Here is a 15,934-nt window from a genome sequence, read left to right as displayed (position 1 = left end):
CCGTTTTCGACTTTTTCCATTCCTTGGGCCTTGCGACAGGCTCGCATCAGCATCATTGTCTAACCGCGATACGCGTTGGCCAATCGCGCAGTTGCCTTGACCTGAAATGAATTGAACATCTGCGAATGTACAAACTCTATTCGATGCAGCGCTCTGGCAATAGCTACAAGGTTCGCCTTGCGCTGGCGTTCCTGGACGCGCCTTATCGCGCCATCGAAGTGGACATTCTGCGCGGCGAGAGCCGTACCCCGGAATTTCTGGCCAAGAATCCCAGCGGCCAGGTGCCGCTGCTCGAGATTGCCGAAGGCCGCTATCTCGCCGAATCCAACGCCATCCTCTGGTATGTCGCCATCGGCACGTCTCTGGCGCCGGAATCGCGGATGGACCGTGCCGAAGCCATGCAGTGGATGTTCTTCGAGCAGCACGCGCTGGAGCCGAATCTCGGTGCTGCCTATTTCTGGCTATGCCTGGTGCGCGGTGGTCGCGACCTGCAGACCCACGCGCTGGAAGACTGGATGGAGCGGGGCTACGCCGCGCTGCAGGTGATGGAGAATCACCTCAAGATCCATGACTTCTTCGCCGCGGGCCAGCTGACCATCGCCGACATCGCGCTGTACGGTTACACCCACGTCGCCGAGAAGTGCGATTTCGACCTGTCCAGCTTTCCGTCGATCCGCCGCTGGCTGCGACTGGTGGAGACCCAGCCGGGCTTTATCACCATGGACTGGCATCCGACATCGTCGGAATACGATACTTTGGACGTAGTCGCCGACGCTTAGGTCCTGAAATAGCGGGCATAAACGCCGTGAATGCCATTTTCCTGCCATAGTTACGGCCAATCCCGCCCAAATCTCGCCTGCCGCAGCTGCGAATTTGTAGCACGCGGGTGATTCGCCCGCGATTTGAAGGATTTACGGCCATGATACGGTCGCTTCGCGTGGGTGCAGGATTTCAGGCGCGCCCCACGTCCATCGCATCCACCCGGTTGACCCACGCCGTCGCGGCGTCGCTCGCGGTTGGTTGTCTGTCGCTCTGCGTCATTCTCGCCCTCACCGTGATGTCGATCCCGGTGGCGAGTGCGATGCCGCTCTGACGGTCCCCACAACTCATAAACACTCAGCCGCGATGCCGCGCATCGCTTATGCAACCTGCGACTCCGTGATGGAGCCATACCGATGAAAAGGCCCGTGATCTGGGTCACCGTCACGTTGACGGCGGCTATCGTCGTGACCGCGAGCCTTCTGATCGCCACGACCACCCGTGGCGAAAATACCTCGTTCGGCTCGTCGGCCGGCAGGCTCGAAGTACAGACCGTCGCCTCCGGCCTCGCTTATCCATGGGCACTGGCGTTCCTGCCCGAGGGCCGCATGCTCGTTACAGAACGGCCCGGTCGCATCCGTATCGTCTCGCCGCAGGGACAGTTGTCGCCTGCGGTGAAAGGCGTGCCCGAGGTGATGGCCGTCGGCCAGGGCGGTTTGCTCGATGTCATCACCGACAAGAACTACGCGCAGAACACCACGATCTACTTCTGCTACTCGGAACGTTCGGGCAGCGGCGGTCGCACCGCCGTGGCGCGCGGCAAGCTCATCGACGGCGCTGCGCCGCGCCTCGACGACATGAAGGTGATCTTTCGCCAGGACGGCCCGCTGTCGTCGGGCAATCACCACGGCTGCCGTATTGTTCAGGCGCCTGACAGCAACCTGTTTGTTACACTCGGCGAACACTATAGCGGCCGCGATCAGGCGCAGAGTCTCGATAATCATCTCGGCAAGCTGATCCGTATCGCGCCGGATGGATCTGTGCCGAAAGACAATCCATTTGTCGGCCGCGACGGCGCCAGGCCGGAGATCTGGAGCTACGGTCATCGCAACCAGCAAGGCCTCGCCATCAATCCGGCGACCGGTGAATTGTGGGAGACCGAGCACGGGCCGCGCGGCGGCGATGAAGTGAACATCATCGACAAGGGCAAGAATTACGGCTGGCCTGTGATCGGCTACGGCATCGACTATTCCGGCGCGAAGATCCACGAAACCACGTCGAAGGCGGGCATGGAGCAACCCGTGAAATACTGGGTGCCGTCGATCGCCCCGTCCGGCATGACGTTCTATACCGGCGATCTCTTCCCGCGCTGGCGCGGCAGCCTGTTCACCGGCGCGCTGGCCGGCCAGATGCTGGTACGGCTACAGCTCAACGGAAACACGGTCACGTCCGAAGAACGCGTCCTGCAAAATCTCAACGAACGCATCCGCGACGTCCGGCAAGGACCGGACGGCGCACTGTGGCTGCTGACGGATAGTTCAGCGGGACGGATTCTGCGGATCACGCCGGCTGGAAAGTAAGCGGTCGTTACGACCACTTGTGGAAAATGAAGAACGCCCCGAGCGCGATGAAGGCAAAGCCCAGCGCGTGATTCCAGCCGAGCGGCTCCTTCAGATACAGCACCGAAAATGCAGCAAACACGACCAGCGTGATGACTTCCTGCATCGTCTTCAATTGGGCGGCATTGTAGACCTCGCTGCCCCAGCGGTTGGCGGGCACCGCCAGCCAATATTCGAAGAAGGCAATGCCCCAGCTCACCATGATGACGAGGGGCAACGAGTGATCCTTGAATTTGAGATGGCCATACCAAGCGAAGGTCATGAAGATATTCGAGGCCAGCAGCATCAAAATCGGCAGCAGCAGCGGCGGAATGGTGAAGGGCATTCGATCGGGGTCCTTTTAAATACCGGCGCTAACATTCAGGGGCCGGCGCCGGTTCCGGTGGCATCGATAGCATTTGAAGCGAACAAGGGGAAAATGATGCCGGGCTCTTCACGCGCCGTTAGCTATACCGCCGGGAAATTGTGGGCCTTTTTGCAACCAGAGGCCAACCTGCGTTTCTTACCTTTGTACGGACACAGGTACAGCCGATGCAGTACGATTGGCGACTGATTCTCGATCCGGGAATTGAAACGGCGATCATTGTGATCGCAGCCGTTGGAATCACTTTGGCAATCCGCCTCTTTCGGCTGCGACGCGCGGCCCGGGCCCGCGAGAATGAGCAGCAAGCCACCGCCCAGCGTCTTTCGGCTGCGCTCGACCGGATCGATATCGGTATCGTGCTTCTCAATGCCGACACCCGCGCCGAATTCATCAACCGCGCCTTCCGCGACTACTTCACGCTCCCCGACGAGAAGGCCGACAGCAAGCCGCCGCTGATCGCGCTGATGTATCACGCGCGCGATATCCACGCTTACGCCCTCCCCGACGACGAGGTCGACAGCTTCATCGCCAGGTGCGTCGAGATGATCCGCGCCGGCACTTCCACGCCGACGACGTTGCGCCTCTCCAATGGCCGGGTGCTGCGGCTGAGTTGCGCCGTGCTGCCCGATGGCGGACGGATGCTGAGCTACACTCCGGTGACCGACCTCATTCGTCACACTGACGACCTCTCCGAGCGCGACTATTATCTGGCGCTGCGCGAGGGCGACGTGTTCGGCTCCCACCGGCTGGATGCAGCCGAATAGGGCGTAACGCCACCTGTGGATATCCCGGGTTGTCATGGCGATGTCACTCGCCCCGGCTAGGCTCCCCATGCAGCCGGTTGCTTCCCCCCGTCGCCAATCGGGTGCTTCCCCAGCGGTCTCCGTCAGTTGCCGCGCTGACCGGGACCGCTTCTTTTTGCCTTGGTTTCTTTTAATTCATGCAACTGACTTTGCCTGCGGAAGTCGGCCCCGGTATAACAAACCCATGATCCGTTTCGCCGCCGTCCTGCTCTCCTTGACCATGCTGACGCTGCTGCTGGCGCCGTTTCAGCTGATCGCACTGGCCTTCGGCCTGCGCTGGCAGCAGAGCATTCCGCATCTGTTTCACCGTATCCTTTGCGCGCTGATCGGCGTGCGCATTCACGAGGTCGGCAAGCGGACGACGGACACGCCGGTATTGATCCTCTCCAATCACGTCTCATGGCTCGACATCATCATCATCGGCGCCAGGGCGCCCGTGGTGTTCGTCGCCAAAAGCGAAGTTGCCAAATGGCCGGTGTTCGGCTGGCTTGCCAAATTGCAGCGCACGATTTTTGTCGAGCGCGAACGCCGCCAGAAGACCGGCGCGACGGCGCAGGAAATCGGCAACCGCATGCTGTCCGGCGACGCGGTGGTCCTGTTCGCGGAGGGCACTTCCAGCGACGGCATGCGCGTGCTGCCGTTTCGCTCGGCACTGGTCGGCTCGGTGCATCACGCGCTCGGCGATTCCACGCATCACAAAGAGATCACGGTGCAACCGATGTCGATCGCCTATGTCGGCTTCGGTGGATTGCCGGTCGGCCGCGCCTTTCGCGAAAACGTGGCATGGTATGGCGACATAGATCTGATCCCGCATTTCATCGGCATCCTGTCGTCGGGCGCCATCGACGTCGTCGTAAGCTGGGGCGAGGCCGTCGCCTATGACATGTCCGCTGATCGCAAGACCATCACGCGTAACGCGGAAAACGCCGTGCGGCGCATGACATCCGCAGCCCTGCGCGCCGGCCCGCCGCGGAAGACGCCGACCGCCCTGCCCGCGCCCGAAGCTCAACCGCCCGAGTCCGCTTCCGCCATCGCCTGAGCGCCCGCGCGACTGCCATGATGCAGAGCGTCTTGCTGCGTGACGAGGCGCGCGCCATAACCTTGGTCCGCGCTTCCCTCACAAGGCACACTCATCATGGAAATCCGCAATCTCGGCCGCTCCGGCCTTCGCGTCTCCGCCGTCGGTCTCGGCTGCAACAATTTCGGCCAGCGCACCGATCTGGAGACCGCGCGCAAGGTCATCCACAAGGCGATCGATCTCGGCATCACTTTGTTCGACACCGCCGACATCTATGCCGGCATGGGTGGCTCCGAGACGGTGCTGGGCGAAGTGCTGGGCGATCGCCGCAAGGACATCGTGCTGGCGACGAAATACGGCAAGCCGATGAGCAATGACGGCAGCAAGCAGGGCGCCTCGCGCCGCTACATCATGAGCGCCGTCGAAGCCAGCCTGAAGCGGTTGAAGACCGACTATATCGATCTGTATCAGCAGCACGATTACGATGCGCTGACGCCCATCGAGGAGACGCTGCGCACGCTCGACGACCTCGTCCGCCAGGGCAAGGTGCGCTATATCGGCAATTCCAACTTCCCGGCCTGGCGCATCGCCGAAGCCGAGATGGCCGCGCGCCAGATGGGCGTTGCGCCTTTCGTGTCGTGCCAGGACGAATACAGTCTCGTCGTCCGCGACATCGAGAAGGACCTGCTGCCGGCCGCGCAGCATTTCAATCTCGGCCTGCTGCCGTTCTTCCCGCTCGCCGGCGGCATGCTGACCGGTAAATATGCCGGCCTGAAGAACGTCCCCGCCGATACGCGCTTCGGCAAGACCACCTATATGCAGGAGCGCTATCTGAACCCGCGCAACATCGCCTTGGTGGATCAACTGCAGGCCTTCGTCAGCGCGCGCGGCCATTCGATGCTTGAGCTCGCCTTCTCGTGGCTCGCCGCCCGCCCGCAAGTCTCCAGCGTCATCGCCGGCGCATCATCGCCCGAGCAGATCGAGCAAAATGTGAAGGCGGCGCAGTGGAAGCTGACGGCGGAGGAGATGATGGAAATCGACAGGATTACGTTGGCAACGTAGCCCAGCAACGCGCGTCACTACAATTTCTGTCATGGCCGGGCTTGTCCCGGCCATCCACGTCTTGACCACTGTCGATTTAGCAAAGGCGTGGATGCCCGGGACAAGCCCGGGCATGACGAGTTCTTCTGTAGCTACCCCACCAATCCCTTGGCCGGCTTCACCAGCGCACTGTCAGGAAACACCTGCTCGGCCAGTGCACGCTCGCTGATGCCGAGATGATCGTGGAGCACGCCCTTGAAGATCGCACGCAGATCCGTGGTCGGGGCGAGATCACGGGCTTCATAGAGTTTGCCATTCGCAAGGCCCGGCCAGTCCGCAATCACCCGGCCGCCCTTGATCGCGCCGCCAGCAAGCAGTGCAATCGTGCCGGTGCCGTGATCGGTGCCGGCGGTGCCGTTGATCTTGGCGGTGCGACCGAATTCGGTGGCGACCACGACAATGGTGTCCTTCCAATGCGGCCCAAGCCCGCTCTCGAATTCCGCCAGCGCGCCATCGAGACCGCCGAGCAATTGCGCGAGACGTCCGACCGGCCCACCCTCTTGTGCATGGGTATCCCAACCGTCGAAGGCCAGTGCCGCGATGCGCGGTCCGTCATCCGCGGCCATGAGTTTCGCTGCGCCGCGTGCGACCTGACGCATCGCTGCCACGGCATTGCCGCCGCCCTTCGGTTTCATCTCGTCGCCAACGGCGATCTTGTCGAGCTTCAGGCCCTGCGACAGTGCCGTCGCCAGCGCGGGATCGCGGTCCTGATAGAGTTGCATCAGCCGCATCGCCGTATCATCGGCCGCATTGGGCAGATTGACCGGCGCCCAGCCGACGGTCGGCGCGGCGCCGCGCAGCACCAGCGGCGTGGTCGGTCCGATCGCAAGACCCGACGAGACGCGCTCGCCACGCGGTAGCGCTTCGATCGCGCGGTTGAGCCAGCCGGACTGCACGCGGCCGGGGCCAGCATAGCCGCTCTCCAGCACGTCCTGGCCGTCGAAATGCGAGCGCTCGCGATAGGACGTCGCCACCGCATGGACCACGGCCGCTTTCTTGTCGCGATACATCCGCGCGAATTCCGGCATCGCCGGATGCATGCCGAAGAACGAGTCCAGCGCGATGGCCGCGTTGGGTCCGTCCTTCGCCAGCGCGATCGAGCCGTGCAGGCCCGCGTAATCGGGATCGCCGAGCGGCGCGACGGTGGCGAGGCCATCGAGCGCGCCGCGCAGGATGACGACGACAAGGCGCGGATCGCGCGCGTCCGCAGCGCGCGCGAACTTCGGGATATAGGCCCAGGCGGCAAAGGCTGCGCCTGACAGCAAGAGCGAGCGGCGCGTCGTGCCGAGCGAGGCCCGGCTTTCACAGCAGTCCATCATCATCTCCTCTGGAATTCCGGCGACATCAGCAGCAGCGTCAAGGCCTGTTGCCGCGTCTCCGCGCGCGCGATCGTCTGTCGTGTTTCGGATGAGGCCGCCTCGCCGGCGACCACGTCGAGCATCTCACGCGGATCGATACTGTCGGGAATGCGCGACGAAACCTGTGCCGCGAGATCGAGCCGCAGCTTCATGCCTTCGGGCACCGCCCAGGCGGCATTGCCGTCCGGAAAACCGTTCGGCCCCGGCGGTGTCCAGAACGGCTGGCCGAGCGTCTGCAGCCCCGCAAAGTAACGGCCAGGATCTTCCGGGATACGTGCCAGCAATCGACCGGTGGAAATCAGATATTCATAGGGCGTGCGCAGCTTGGCCATTGGCATCTGCCAGGCCTCATTGGAATCGAGCAGCGCCAGCGCCAGCGCCTTCAGATCGCCGTCGGTCTTTGTGAACACGCCTTCCAGCCGCGCCAGCAGTGCCGGCGGCGGCGCATCAGCCACGAAATGCTGCGCGAATTTCCTGGCGATGAATTTCGCCGTCGATGGATGGCGTGCGAGATCGGCGAGCGCGGCTTCGCCCTGCGTCACCCCGGTGTCGTCATAGGTCTTGTCCAGCAATTGCTGCGGCCCGGGCTCATGCGCATTGGCGTTGAAAGCGAAGCTGCCGGGGGTGCCGATCTTTCCTTCACGGCCGGCAAAGGTCCAGCCGGTGATGATCCGCGCCAGCGACGTCACATCGGCCTGTGTGTAACCACCACCGACACCGAGCGTATGCAGTTCCATGATCTCGCGCGCGAGATTCTCATTAAGTCCGCGCTTGCCCCTCTCACCGGCTTTTGAATTCGGGCCGATCGACTGCTGGTTGTCGAGAAAGAACAGCATCGCCGGATGCTGTTCGACGGCTTTCAGCATGTCGGCAAACTTGCCGAGCACGTAAGGGCGGATCGCCTCGCGTTCGAATGAGCCAGCCCACATCCGCGCCGGGTCGCCCTTGCTGGCCGAGATGCAGAAATGGTTCGACCAGAACACAACGAGGCGTTCGACAAAGCCACCCTCGGTAATGGTCGCGCGCTGGATCCGCGCCAGCGCTTCTGCACGATAGGTCTTCTGCACCACATTGGGCGGCAGCGCGACGGCCGGCGGGGGCTTCGCCGCATCGGGCTGCACTGTCATGGTGGTGTTGCCGGTCATGGCTGGCGCTTCCGGCTTCTTGTCCATCGCGGCCGGGCTCGCTTCTACCGGAACGAGTGCCGGCGTCTTCAGCGCCGCCTCGCGCGCCGTCTTCACCTCGAGCTGATAGGCAAACATCGCCTGCCCCAGTTCCGTCGTCGATTGCAGGCCGGGCAATTCCAGCAGCGCCGCATTGGGGCGCGCGAGCTCGGCTTTCACGAAGCCGCGGGGATCGGAGGCCGCATTGACGATATCGCCGGAGGCGCCGCCCCGCGCGCCGAAGCCGAATCGGTTCAGCGCAATCAGCGCACCTTGCGGGTCGCGGGCCATCGGGTTTCCCTCACTCTGCCTTCGTCCTATGATGCATTGGAACATCAAGGGCGACACCCCAGATATACGGGTGGAACAGATGAACCCGGCATGAAAATCGCGCTGAAATTTGGGCTGCTTTCATGAATTATCGGACAGAAACTGCACAGCCGCTCAGCCGCCGCCTCACCTGTTCGGACTGCGGGACTGAATTCGGCTGCGACCTGTCGGGCAATTGCTGGTGCGCCGAGGAGACCGCAAAACTGCCGATGCCGACCACAGGCGGCGACTGCCTGTGTCGCGACTGCCTGCGCGCCAAGGCAGCGGCAGCGCATGCCACGACCTGACGGACGTGCCTGATCCACGTCGCGCGCGATTGCGCACCGGCTCGAGCAGCTTGCCTACACCATTCCCGCGCTGCGCCGGTCGCGATCGGGTTGCGCATAGTAGCTGCGTTTGGCTTGCAGCATTTCCATATCGGCGCGCTTGACCACCGCTTCGAGCCGCTCGCCGGTCCGGCTGGTGGCAATCCCGGTGGAGAGGCTCAGCGTCAGATCCGGATAGTATTGGTTGTTGACCTCGATCAGCCGCGCCAGCGAGGCAAGCACAGCTTCGCCGCCGGCAGCATCGACTCCAGGCAGCAAGATGGCGAATTCGTCGCCACCGATCCGCGACACCGTCGCTGGCTTTTCGACCAGTTCGCCAAACACCTCGCCGGCACGGCGCAGCAACCCGTCACCTGCGGCATGGCCAAGATCGTCATTGGCAGCTTTCAGCGCGTTGAGATCGGCAACGATCACGGTGACCGGTTGCGATCCCTTGCGTTCGAGCCGATTGAGCTCGTCAACGAAGAACGAGCGGTTCGTGGTGCGCGTCAATACGTCGTGGGTGCCGAGATATTCCAGATAGGCTTCCGCCTTCTTGCGCGCGGTGATGTCGGTCAGCGCGACCTGCACCTGTGACCAGTCGCGCTCATGCCCCGGCAACACCGAAAACTGCAGCAGCAGATGAAGCTTGGTGCCGTCGAGCGCGTAGTTGACGACCTCACGCTGCTGGAACAGCTTACCCTCCCAGAGGTCGATCAGTTGTTCGCGGAAATGCGGCTCCATCTCGTCTCGAAACACATCCGACAATTGACGGAGCAATGTGTCCTTGTCGGGCGCACCGAACAATTCCAGCGTACGACTGTTGACGTCGAGCACACGGATTTCGCTCATGCAGCGCAAAACGAATTCCTCGTGCACATCCGTGAACACGCGAAAATCCTCGATACCCCGCGCGCGAACGTCGTCCACCAGGCGCTTGACGCCGCTGAAATCCTCGACCCACAGCGATACCGGCGAATGCGCGAACAGGCCGAACGCATAATTCTCGCTCTCCGCGAGGCGACGACGCGCGCCTTCGCGCTCGGTCACATCCTCGATGGCGATCATCACGCGATCCCAGCGCTCTTCATGCCCAGGAAGAACAATGCCGTGCAGCTGAATGTCGAGGCGCTCGCCCTTCAGCGTGTAGTTGACGGTATGGCTGGAAAAATGATTCCGCCCGCTCCAGAGCTGCGCCAGTTCCGACACGTGGCTCTTGAACGTATCGTCGCGCATCACCAGACCGAGGCTGAGCGTCAGGTGAGACAGGTCGCGCGCGCCGAACAGTGACAGCGTCTTGCGATTGACCTTGAGAATGCGGATGTGCTGCGAGCACTCGCGAACACGTTCGGGATTGGCGAGCAGGAACGTCTCGATATCGTCGACCCCCTGCGCCTGCCACTGCTCGAACAGCGCCTTCACATCGCTGTAGTCCTCGATCCAAAGCGAGACCGGGGCAAGATCGAACATCACGGCATCATCGGCGAGATTGGTAGGCGGAACGGACATAGAGACCTTGGCACGTGGGACAGTGTGAATCGTTGCGGTATTCCCTTATAGCGAGAGTTTACGGGAATATCCTCGCATTTTCAGGAATGCACCAAGCACACTACCGGGAACAAACGCTGGTATGCGGATATGAATACCAGCGATCGCTCCATTCATCGCCCCTAGATAGTGGAACTCAAACCGGATAGCCGGTGGAGTTCCGTGCCATGCCGTTAAAAGCATCAAGCATTTTTTCGCGCCACGCATAGATCGCATCGTCTTCCGCCAGCAGCTTGAACGGCGAGACCGCGCGCGCCCACTGGAACGGACCGAACACGATGTAGTCGGCATAGTTTGGCGCGGCGCCGCCAAGGAACGGCTGTGTCTTCAGGGTGAGACGCATCGGATCAAGCGACTTGCGGAAGGCATCGACGCCCGTGTCGCGATTGGACGCGACCTCTTCCAGCGACTTCTTGAACCGCGCTTCGCGGCTCTCGCGGAAATAGACCTGATCGACCGGACGCAGGTGACCATGAATATCCGCGACGATGAACGGGAACATGCCAGCGACCACGACGGTGTCGCCCCACCAGTTCAGCATCCGCCCCATGGCGCGGCCGCCCTCGCCGCCGAACAGTGACGGACGATCCGGATAGGTGTCTTCGAGATAATTGGCGATCGCCCAGGAATCGCTGACTGCGTGCTCGCCATCCAGCAGCACGGGCACCTTTTCAGACTGGTGCGGCTTGATCGCGTCCTTATCGGTGAAACGCCAGGGTACCGACGTCGCTTCGAGGCCCTTATGCGCCAGCGCCATCCGGATGCGCCAGCAGAACGGGCTGAAGGGACGATCTTCTTCTGTGCCGACCAATTCGAACAGTTGCAGCGCCATGATTGCTTCTCTTAATTCCGGTCTAATTCTTCACGACAGCGGATGTCTGGCCGAACAGCAGCTTGCGCTCTTCCTCGGTGCGGATCGGCGGCTGCCCGAAATTGGGATTGACCTCTTTGGCGATCTCATAAGCGCGCTTGACGGCGGGACGCTCGGCGATGGTTTCGAGCCAGCGCTTGAGATGCGGGAAGTCGTTGATGTCCTGGCTCTGGTTCTTGTAGGGCACGATCCAGGGATAGCTCGCCATATCGGCGATCGAATAGTCACCGGCGATGAATTTGCGATCCGCCAGGCGTTTGTTGAGCACGCCATAGAGACGGTTGGTCTCGTTCACATAGCGATCGATGGCGTAAGTGATCTTTTCCTGTGCGTAGTTGCGGAAGTGATGGTTCTGTCCGGCCATCGGCCCGAGGCCGCCCATCTGCCAGAATACCCACTGGATCGCGTCATAGCGAAAAGCGAGATCGCCCGACAGGAACTTCCCGGTCTTCTCGGCGAGATACAGCAGCATCGCGCCGGACTCGAACACCGAGATCGGTTTCGAGCCGCTCTTGGGCGCATGATCGAGCAGCGCCGGAATGCGGTTGTTCGGCGCGATGGCCAGAAACTCGTCCTTGAATTGGTCGCCCTTGCCGATATTCACCGGGATGACCTTGTAGGGCAGCCCCGCCTCCTCAAGAAAGATCGTGATCTTGTGGCCGTTCGGCGTGCTCCAGTAGTAGAGGTCGATCATCGGGTGTTCCTGCGCGTGTTGGATGGCATGCATCCGAACTGAATGCGGTTGCATCGAGTTCGCCAGAACGACCAAGTGAAGTCAATGCCGGCGGAGCACGGGAATGCAGATCCGCTCTGCAGAACGTGAATGCCGCGCTCCCACGGAATGCGGCATTCGTTGGTGATGTTGCGTGAAATCGCAGCGTGCGACTTACATCCCCGTGATGGCGATATCCGTCACTTTGCCGGTGACGCCCAAGATCTTGGCAGCTTCGGTCGCCTTGCCGGTGGCGAGATCGACCGAATAGATCGTGCCGTCGGCCATCAGCCAGGCTTCGTTCTTGCTGCCGTCCGACCAGATGTCGAAGGCGACAGTCGCCGGCTTGATGCCGAGTTTGCCGACGGCGCCGAGGATGCCGTCATTCGGCGGCGCCTGCTTGACCAGCGCGCCGATGGTGCCGTCGATGTTGAACAGCGCCGTCTCCTTGGTGCCCTTCACCGAATTGGTATAGGCACCGGCGATGACGTTGGGCTTCTCGCCCTTGTGCATGTCGGTCTCGGCATATTTGTGATCGCCGTCCTTCGTCACCTTGCCGTCGTCGACATTGGCGCGCAGGCTCATGCCGTCCGAGCCCATCACGCGCAGACGATCGGCCACGGGGTTGAAGTCGACGGTGGCAGTGACGCCCTTGGCCAGCATGGTGTCGAGCTTCGACTTCACCGTCGCCTTGCCGTCCGCGGCAATGGTGACCACGGTGCCGTCATCGACCAAGCCATAGAGCATGCCATCGGCCGGCCGGACATCGATGCCGACCAGCGCGCCGGAAATACCAGTGACCTTGACGGACCCGGTCGCCTTCTTCTGCGCGGTGTCGACCGTCGCAATGGTGTCGCCGCCGACCAGGGCTGCGACTTGGGCGGCATTAGCGACGGCCGCGGGGATCAGCAGCAGCGCGGCGGAGGCGGCGAAAAGCGAACGAAATGACATAAGTGGCTCCCTGTGTTTCCGCGATCCCCTCGGGACCGACACAAGGACTACCGGCAGGCCCTCCCGACTGGATGCACGCCCCTGAAAATAAATTCATTTGGGTGCATCCAATTGCGCGCGGCAAAGGTAGACTGACCATGCAAGGGCATGGACATGACTGGGAATGGCACCATTACCGAGACCCGGCGCGACGAAGCGGGCCTCGGCCACGCGCGCGAGGCGCAGCTGTCGGCCGCGCTGGCGCGCTGCGCAGCCGGCGATCGCACGGCTCTGCAGATGATCTACAATAGCGAAGCCCCGAAGATGATCGGCGTCGCTCGCCGTATCCTGTTCCGGCAGGATCTGGCGGAGGAAGCCGTGCACGATGCCTTCGTGCGGATCTGGGGTGCGGCCGCCTCGTTCGATCCGCATCGCGGCTCGGCGCGCGGCTGGCTCTATGCCGTCGTGCGCAACCGCGCGCTCAGCATTCACCGCAACGAGCATCGCTATGATGCATCCGACGACAGCGCGCTCGATATCGACTGCGAGGGGACCGTGACGCGGATGCCCGAGACATCGGCGCTGCGCAAATGTCTCGAGCGGATCGACCGGCCGCGCCGCGATGTCGTGGTGCTGGCCTATGTCCATGGCATGAGCCATGGCGAACTGGCCGGACGGCTGAAGGTGCCCTTAGGCACAGTGAAGAGCTGGGTCCGCCGCAGTCTGTTCTCGCTGCAGGAGTGCATGGGATGAGCATGCACGACGACAATACGCGTTCCACCGACGATCTCGCGGCCGACTATGTGATGGGTCTGCTGGAAGGCGCGGAGCTTGCCGCTGCCGAAGCGCGCATGACCGACGATGCGGATTTCGCCAGGGCGGTCAGCACCTGGCGGGAGCGATTGGCCGATCTCGACGCCACGGCCGAAACGCTCGCCCCCAGTGCTGCGCTCTGGGACCGCATCGCTGACTCCACCAGGGTCAAACCTGCGATCCCGCTGCCCGGCGCCCGCGCAGCGCTACGCGGCGCAACGCTGTGGGACAATATCAGCTTCTGGCGCAGCACCGGGATCGGCGGGGTGCTCGCGGCCTTGATGCTTGTGGTGATCCTGATCGGCGCGCTCGCAACGTCGCGCCAGCTGCGCCGCGAACTGATCGCCCTGGCGCAGCGCAAGCCGATCTATGTCGCCGTGCTGGTCAACGACGCCACCAGGGAAACCGGCGCCATCGTCAACACTTTCTCCGACGGCCGCGTCGAGCTGATCCCGCTGCGCCCGATCGACGTCCCCGCCGGCCGCACGCTGCAGGTCTGGACCCTGTGGGATCGCGACATCGGCCCGAAGTCCATCGGTCTCACCGGACAGTCGCGGACATTGCAGCTCGATCTGGAAGCACTGCCGGATACTGTGGCAGATCAGTTGTTCGAGATCACACTGGAGCCCGAAGGCGGCTCGCCGATCGGAAGACCGACGGGGCCGATTTTGTTCAAGGGGAATGCAGCAAGGGCGTTGTAAGGGCCTCTCGCCAAGAACTAGCGGGACGAAATGTTTAACAATGCTGACAGTTCGTCCTGCTTGACGTCATCCGTTGGCGCAAGGCGATATCTATTGCTTTTTAGGTTCACCGAGTGCCCCTGTGGCATCAGGCTCTCGGCCCTGAGGAACAACGTCTTTCGGCGAGCTTGTACCGATTAACGGCGACAGCACAGGTTGACGGGCAAGCCGGGAAGAGGTCGGCACTTCGGCGCTATAGGTTCTCTTTAGCTGTTTGGTGTTCCAATTCACAATCAGAGATTGTTTGGCCGCCAACTCGAACGAACTTGTCATGACATTACTGCAGTTCGCGAGCAGATTCTCGCACGACCGCCAGATCAGACGCGAAACAAGAAGGAAATGCGGCTGATAGGCCTCGATTGAACCAACAGAATAATTCATGCGCCACACGAAATCTCGCCAGAGCGCTAGGTTTCCGTTGCCATTGCTCAATATCGACTTCGCGTAGGCTTTCGTGGTGCAGTCCATCGGATAGCCGGTTTCCACCGGTCGGTAGTTGATGGGCATCGCTTCGGCGGATCCCTCAACATCGCCACAGATCTTTGTAAGATTATCCGTAATGACCCACATATTCATCTCAAGCGCGTCACGGTACAACGGGAGCAACGTCAGGACGGGACCTGCACTTGAAAAACTCAAATTGAGCAGATCGTCGACAATGGTGGTGGCCTGACTGACGGCTTTATTGGCAAAAATAGCTGCTTTTGCAGACGCTGAGATCACCGGAAGCTCACCTATGAGCTTGTCACGAATGCTTGCGAGTTGAGCGTTACTTCTTTCATTGAACAATGAACTCAATGCGAGCCTGTACAATGCATAATCGAGGCGAGCCATCTTCTCATCGAAGAATTGGCACACCGCCGGTTCGGGAAATGACGTCGCTTCATAGCTGCCTATCTTTGTAACGGCAGCCTCTATCCATTTTTCGTTCTTTGAATTGGTGTAAAGACACGCATAGCTTTCATAAGCTATTGCCAGAGCAGATTGCAGATTCCCGGCTATTGCAGACTTATCGATCTCATTGTGGCTACCCTGTCGGGCAGCAGCCAATAAAACGCCGATCAGCATGTATGATCGAAACAAGCGATGACTTTTAGTATGTGCGACGAAGAGGACATAATCCTCGACATCTGCAATGACACCGCCTCGTCGATTGATCTCCGCGCACCCCGTCAGCATCGACGCCACCAGAACAAGCGCCGTCATTCGCGCAGTAAAGCGCGTCGCGAATCCTGAAAACATGATCGCCCCCAAGCAAATCTTCGATTTGTAATGAGGTGAAGCTCGCCAGATTCGCGGCACATCCCGTAGTTGATATTTATCAGGGCATTTCTTTTGATTGATTTATCCACATCAATCGCTTTTGGGTTGAGTGTCCATTCGCGCACCTGGCGCAGCACGGCGGCGCCCGTTGCTTCGTCGAGATACCGACTGTCGCCGAAAATCGTCGCCGACCAGCTGTTCGAGAAATCACCCTGGAGCCCGAAGGCGGCTCGCCGA

General features: G+C 61.5%; 17 protein-coding genes. 9 read left to right on the top strand and 8 right to left on the bottom strand.

Annotation, left to right across the window (positions count from 1 at the left end):
- Positions 1–125 precede the first annotated feature (125 nt).
- The 3 genes from RSO67_RS23975 (at position 126) to RSO67_RS23965 (ending at position 2,339) form a co-directional block, all read left to right on the top strand.
- On the top strand, positions 126–779 hold the full coding sequence (locus RSO67_RS23975) for a glutathione S-transferase (protein ID WP_315840861.1): 654 nt from the start codon (positions 126–128) through the stop codon (positions 777–779).
- 140 nt (positions 780–919) lie between these two features.
- The gene (locus RSO67_RS23970; protein WP_175367576.1) at positions 920–1,093 is read left to right on the top strand and encodes a hypothetical protein; all 174 of its coding nucleotides are present in this window, start codon (positions 920–922) and stop codon (positions 1,091–1,093) included.
- 82 nt (positions 1,094–1,175) lie between these two features.
- A complete protein-coding gene (locus RSO67_RS23965) occupies positions 1,176–2,339 on the top strand; it encodes a PQQ-dependent sugar dehydrogenase (RefSeq protein WP_315840860.1) in 1,164 nt (387 codons plus the stop codon).
- Positions 2,340–2,346: 7 nt separating this feature from the next.
- On the opposite strand, the gene RSO67_RS23960 is transcribed toward RSO67_RS23965, so the two are convergent.
- The gene (locus tag RSO67_RS23960; protein WP_068731204.1) at positions 2,347–2,703 is read right to left on the bottom strand and encodes a DMT family protein; all 357 of its coding nucleotides are present in this window, start codon (positions 2,701–2,703) and stop codon (positions 2,347–2,349) included.
- 260 nt (positions 2,704–2,963) lie between these two features.
- Here RSO67_RS23960 and RSO67_RS23955 point away from each other — a divergent pair, with 260 nt between their 5' ends.
- The 3 genes from RSO67_RS23955 to RSO67_RS23945 all read left to right on the top strand — a co-directional run bounded on the left by RSO67_RS23955 (position 2,964) and on the right by RSO67_RS23945 (position 5,625).
- Positions 2,964–3,506, top strand: a complete 543-nt coding sequence (locus RSO67_RS23955; protein WP_410001775.1) for a PAS-domain containing protein — start codon at positions 2,964–2,966, stop codon at positions 3,504–3,506.
- 223 nt (positions 3,507–3,729) lie between these two features.
- Positions 3,730–4,584: a lysophospholipid acyltransferase family protein gene (locus tag RSO67_RS23950; RefSeq protein ID WP_315840859.1), complete on the top strand. Its 855-nt coding sequence runs from the start codon at positions 3,730–3,732 to the stop codon at positions 4,582–4,584.
- 96 nt (positions 4,585–4,680) lie between these two features.
- Entirely contained in the window at positions 4,681–5,625 is a 945-nt protein-coding gene (locus tag RSO67_RS23945; protein WP_315840858.1) for an aldo/keto reductase, read from the top strand.
- A 131-nt stretch (positions 5,626–5,756) separates the two neighbouring features.
- Here RSO67_RS23945 and RSO67_RS23940 read toward each other — a convergent pair whose 3' ends face one another.
- The gene (locus RSO67_RS23940; protein WP_315840857.1) at positions 5,757–6,986 is read right to left on the bottom strand and encodes a DUF1501 domain-containing protein; all 1,230 of its coding nucleotides are present in this window, start codon (positions 6,984–6,986) and stop codon (positions 5,757–5,759) included.
- Positions 6,983–8,476 carry a DUF1800 domain-containing protein gene (locus RSO67_RS23935; protein ID WP_315840856.1) on the bottom strand — a complete coding sequence of 498 codons (1,494 nt, stop codon included), beginning with the start codon at positions 8,474–8,476 and terminating at the stop codon, positions 6,983–6,985. The genes RSO67_RS23940 and RSO67_RS23935 overlap by 4 nt, the downstream gene beginning before the upstream one ends.
- Positions 8,477–8,598: 122 nt before the next feature.
- Between RSO67_RS23935 and RSO67_RS23930 the strand changes: the two genes are divergently transcribed.
- Positions 8,599–8,802, top strand: coding sequence for a hypothetical protein (locus RSO67_RS23930; RefSeq protein WP_315840855.1), 204 nt, complete (start codon positions 8,599–8,601; stop codon positions 8,800–8,802).
- A 54-nt stretch (positions 8,803–8,856) separates the two neighbouring features.
- On the opposite strand, the gene RSO67_RS23925 is transcribed toward RSO67_RS23930, so the two are convergent.
- The 4 genes from RSO67_RS23925 to RSO67_RS23910 all read right to left on the bottom strand — a co-directional run bounded on the left by RSO67_RS23925 (position 8,857) and on the right by RSO67_RS23910 (position 12,902).
- A complete protein-coding gene (locus RSO67_RS23925; RefSeq protein WP_315840854.1) occupies positions 8,857–10,329 on the bottom strand; it encodes a GGDEF domain-containing protein in 1,473 nt (490 codons plus the stop codon).
- 175 nt (positions 10,330–10,504) lie between these two features.
- On the bottom strand, positions 10,505–11,200 hold the full coding sequence (locus tag RSO67_RS23920) for a glutathione S-transferase family protein (protein WP_315840853.1): 696 nt from the start codon (positions 11,198–11,200) through the stop codon (positions 10,505–10,507).
- Between the two features lie 22 nt (positions 11,201–11,222).
- Positions 11,223–11,933 (bottom strand): glutathione binding-like protein, encoded by a 711-nt coding sequence (locus RSO67_RS23915; protein WP_315840852.1) that lies wholly within the window; start codon positions 11,931–11,933, stop codon positions 11,223–11,225.
- 192 nt (positions 11,934–12,125) lie between these two features.
- A complete protein-coding gene (locus RSO67_RS23910) occupies positions 12,126–12,902 on the bottom strand; it encodes a DUF4394 domain-containing protein (RefSeq protein WP_315840851.1) in 777 nt (258 codons plus the stop codon).
- Positions 12,903–13,055: 153 nt separating this feature from the next.
- Here RSO67_RS23910 and RSO67_RS23905 point away from each other — a divergent pair, with 153 nt between their 5' ends.
- Positions 13,056–13,634: a sigma-70 family RNA polymerase sigma factor gene (locus RSO67_RS23905; RefSeq protein WP_315840850.1), complete on the top strand. Its 579-nt coding sequence runs from the start codon at positions 13,056–13,058 to the stop codon at positions 13,632–13,634.
- On the top strand, positions 13,631–14,395 hold the full coding sequence (locus tag RSO67_RS23900; RefSeq protein ID WP_315840849.1) for an anti-sigma factor domain-containing protein: 765 nt from the start codon (positions 13,631–13,633) through the stop codon (positions 14,393–14,395). The genes RSO67_RS23905 and RSO67_RS23900 overlap by 4 nt, the downstream gene beginning before the upstream one ends.
- Positions 14,396–14,485: 90 nt before the next feature.
- On the opposite strand, the gene RSO67_RS23895 is transcribed toward RSO67_RS23900, so the two are convergent.
- The gene (locus RSO67_RS23895; RefSeq protein ID WP_315840848.1) at positions 14,486–15,676 is read right to left on the bottom strand and encodes a hypothetical protein; all 1,191 of its coding nucleotides are present in this window, start codon (positions 15,674–15,676) and stop codon (positions 14,486–14,488) included.
- Positions 15,677–15,934: the final 258 nt, after the last annotated feature.

The organism is Tardiphaga sp. 709 (assembly GCF_032401055.1).
Lineage (GTDB): Bacteria > Pseudomonadota > Alphaproteobacteria > Rhizobiales > Xanthobacteraceae > Tardiphaga.
Note: the sequence above shows the minus strand (reverse complement) of the source record. Positions and strands in the feature narration are given on the sequence as shown.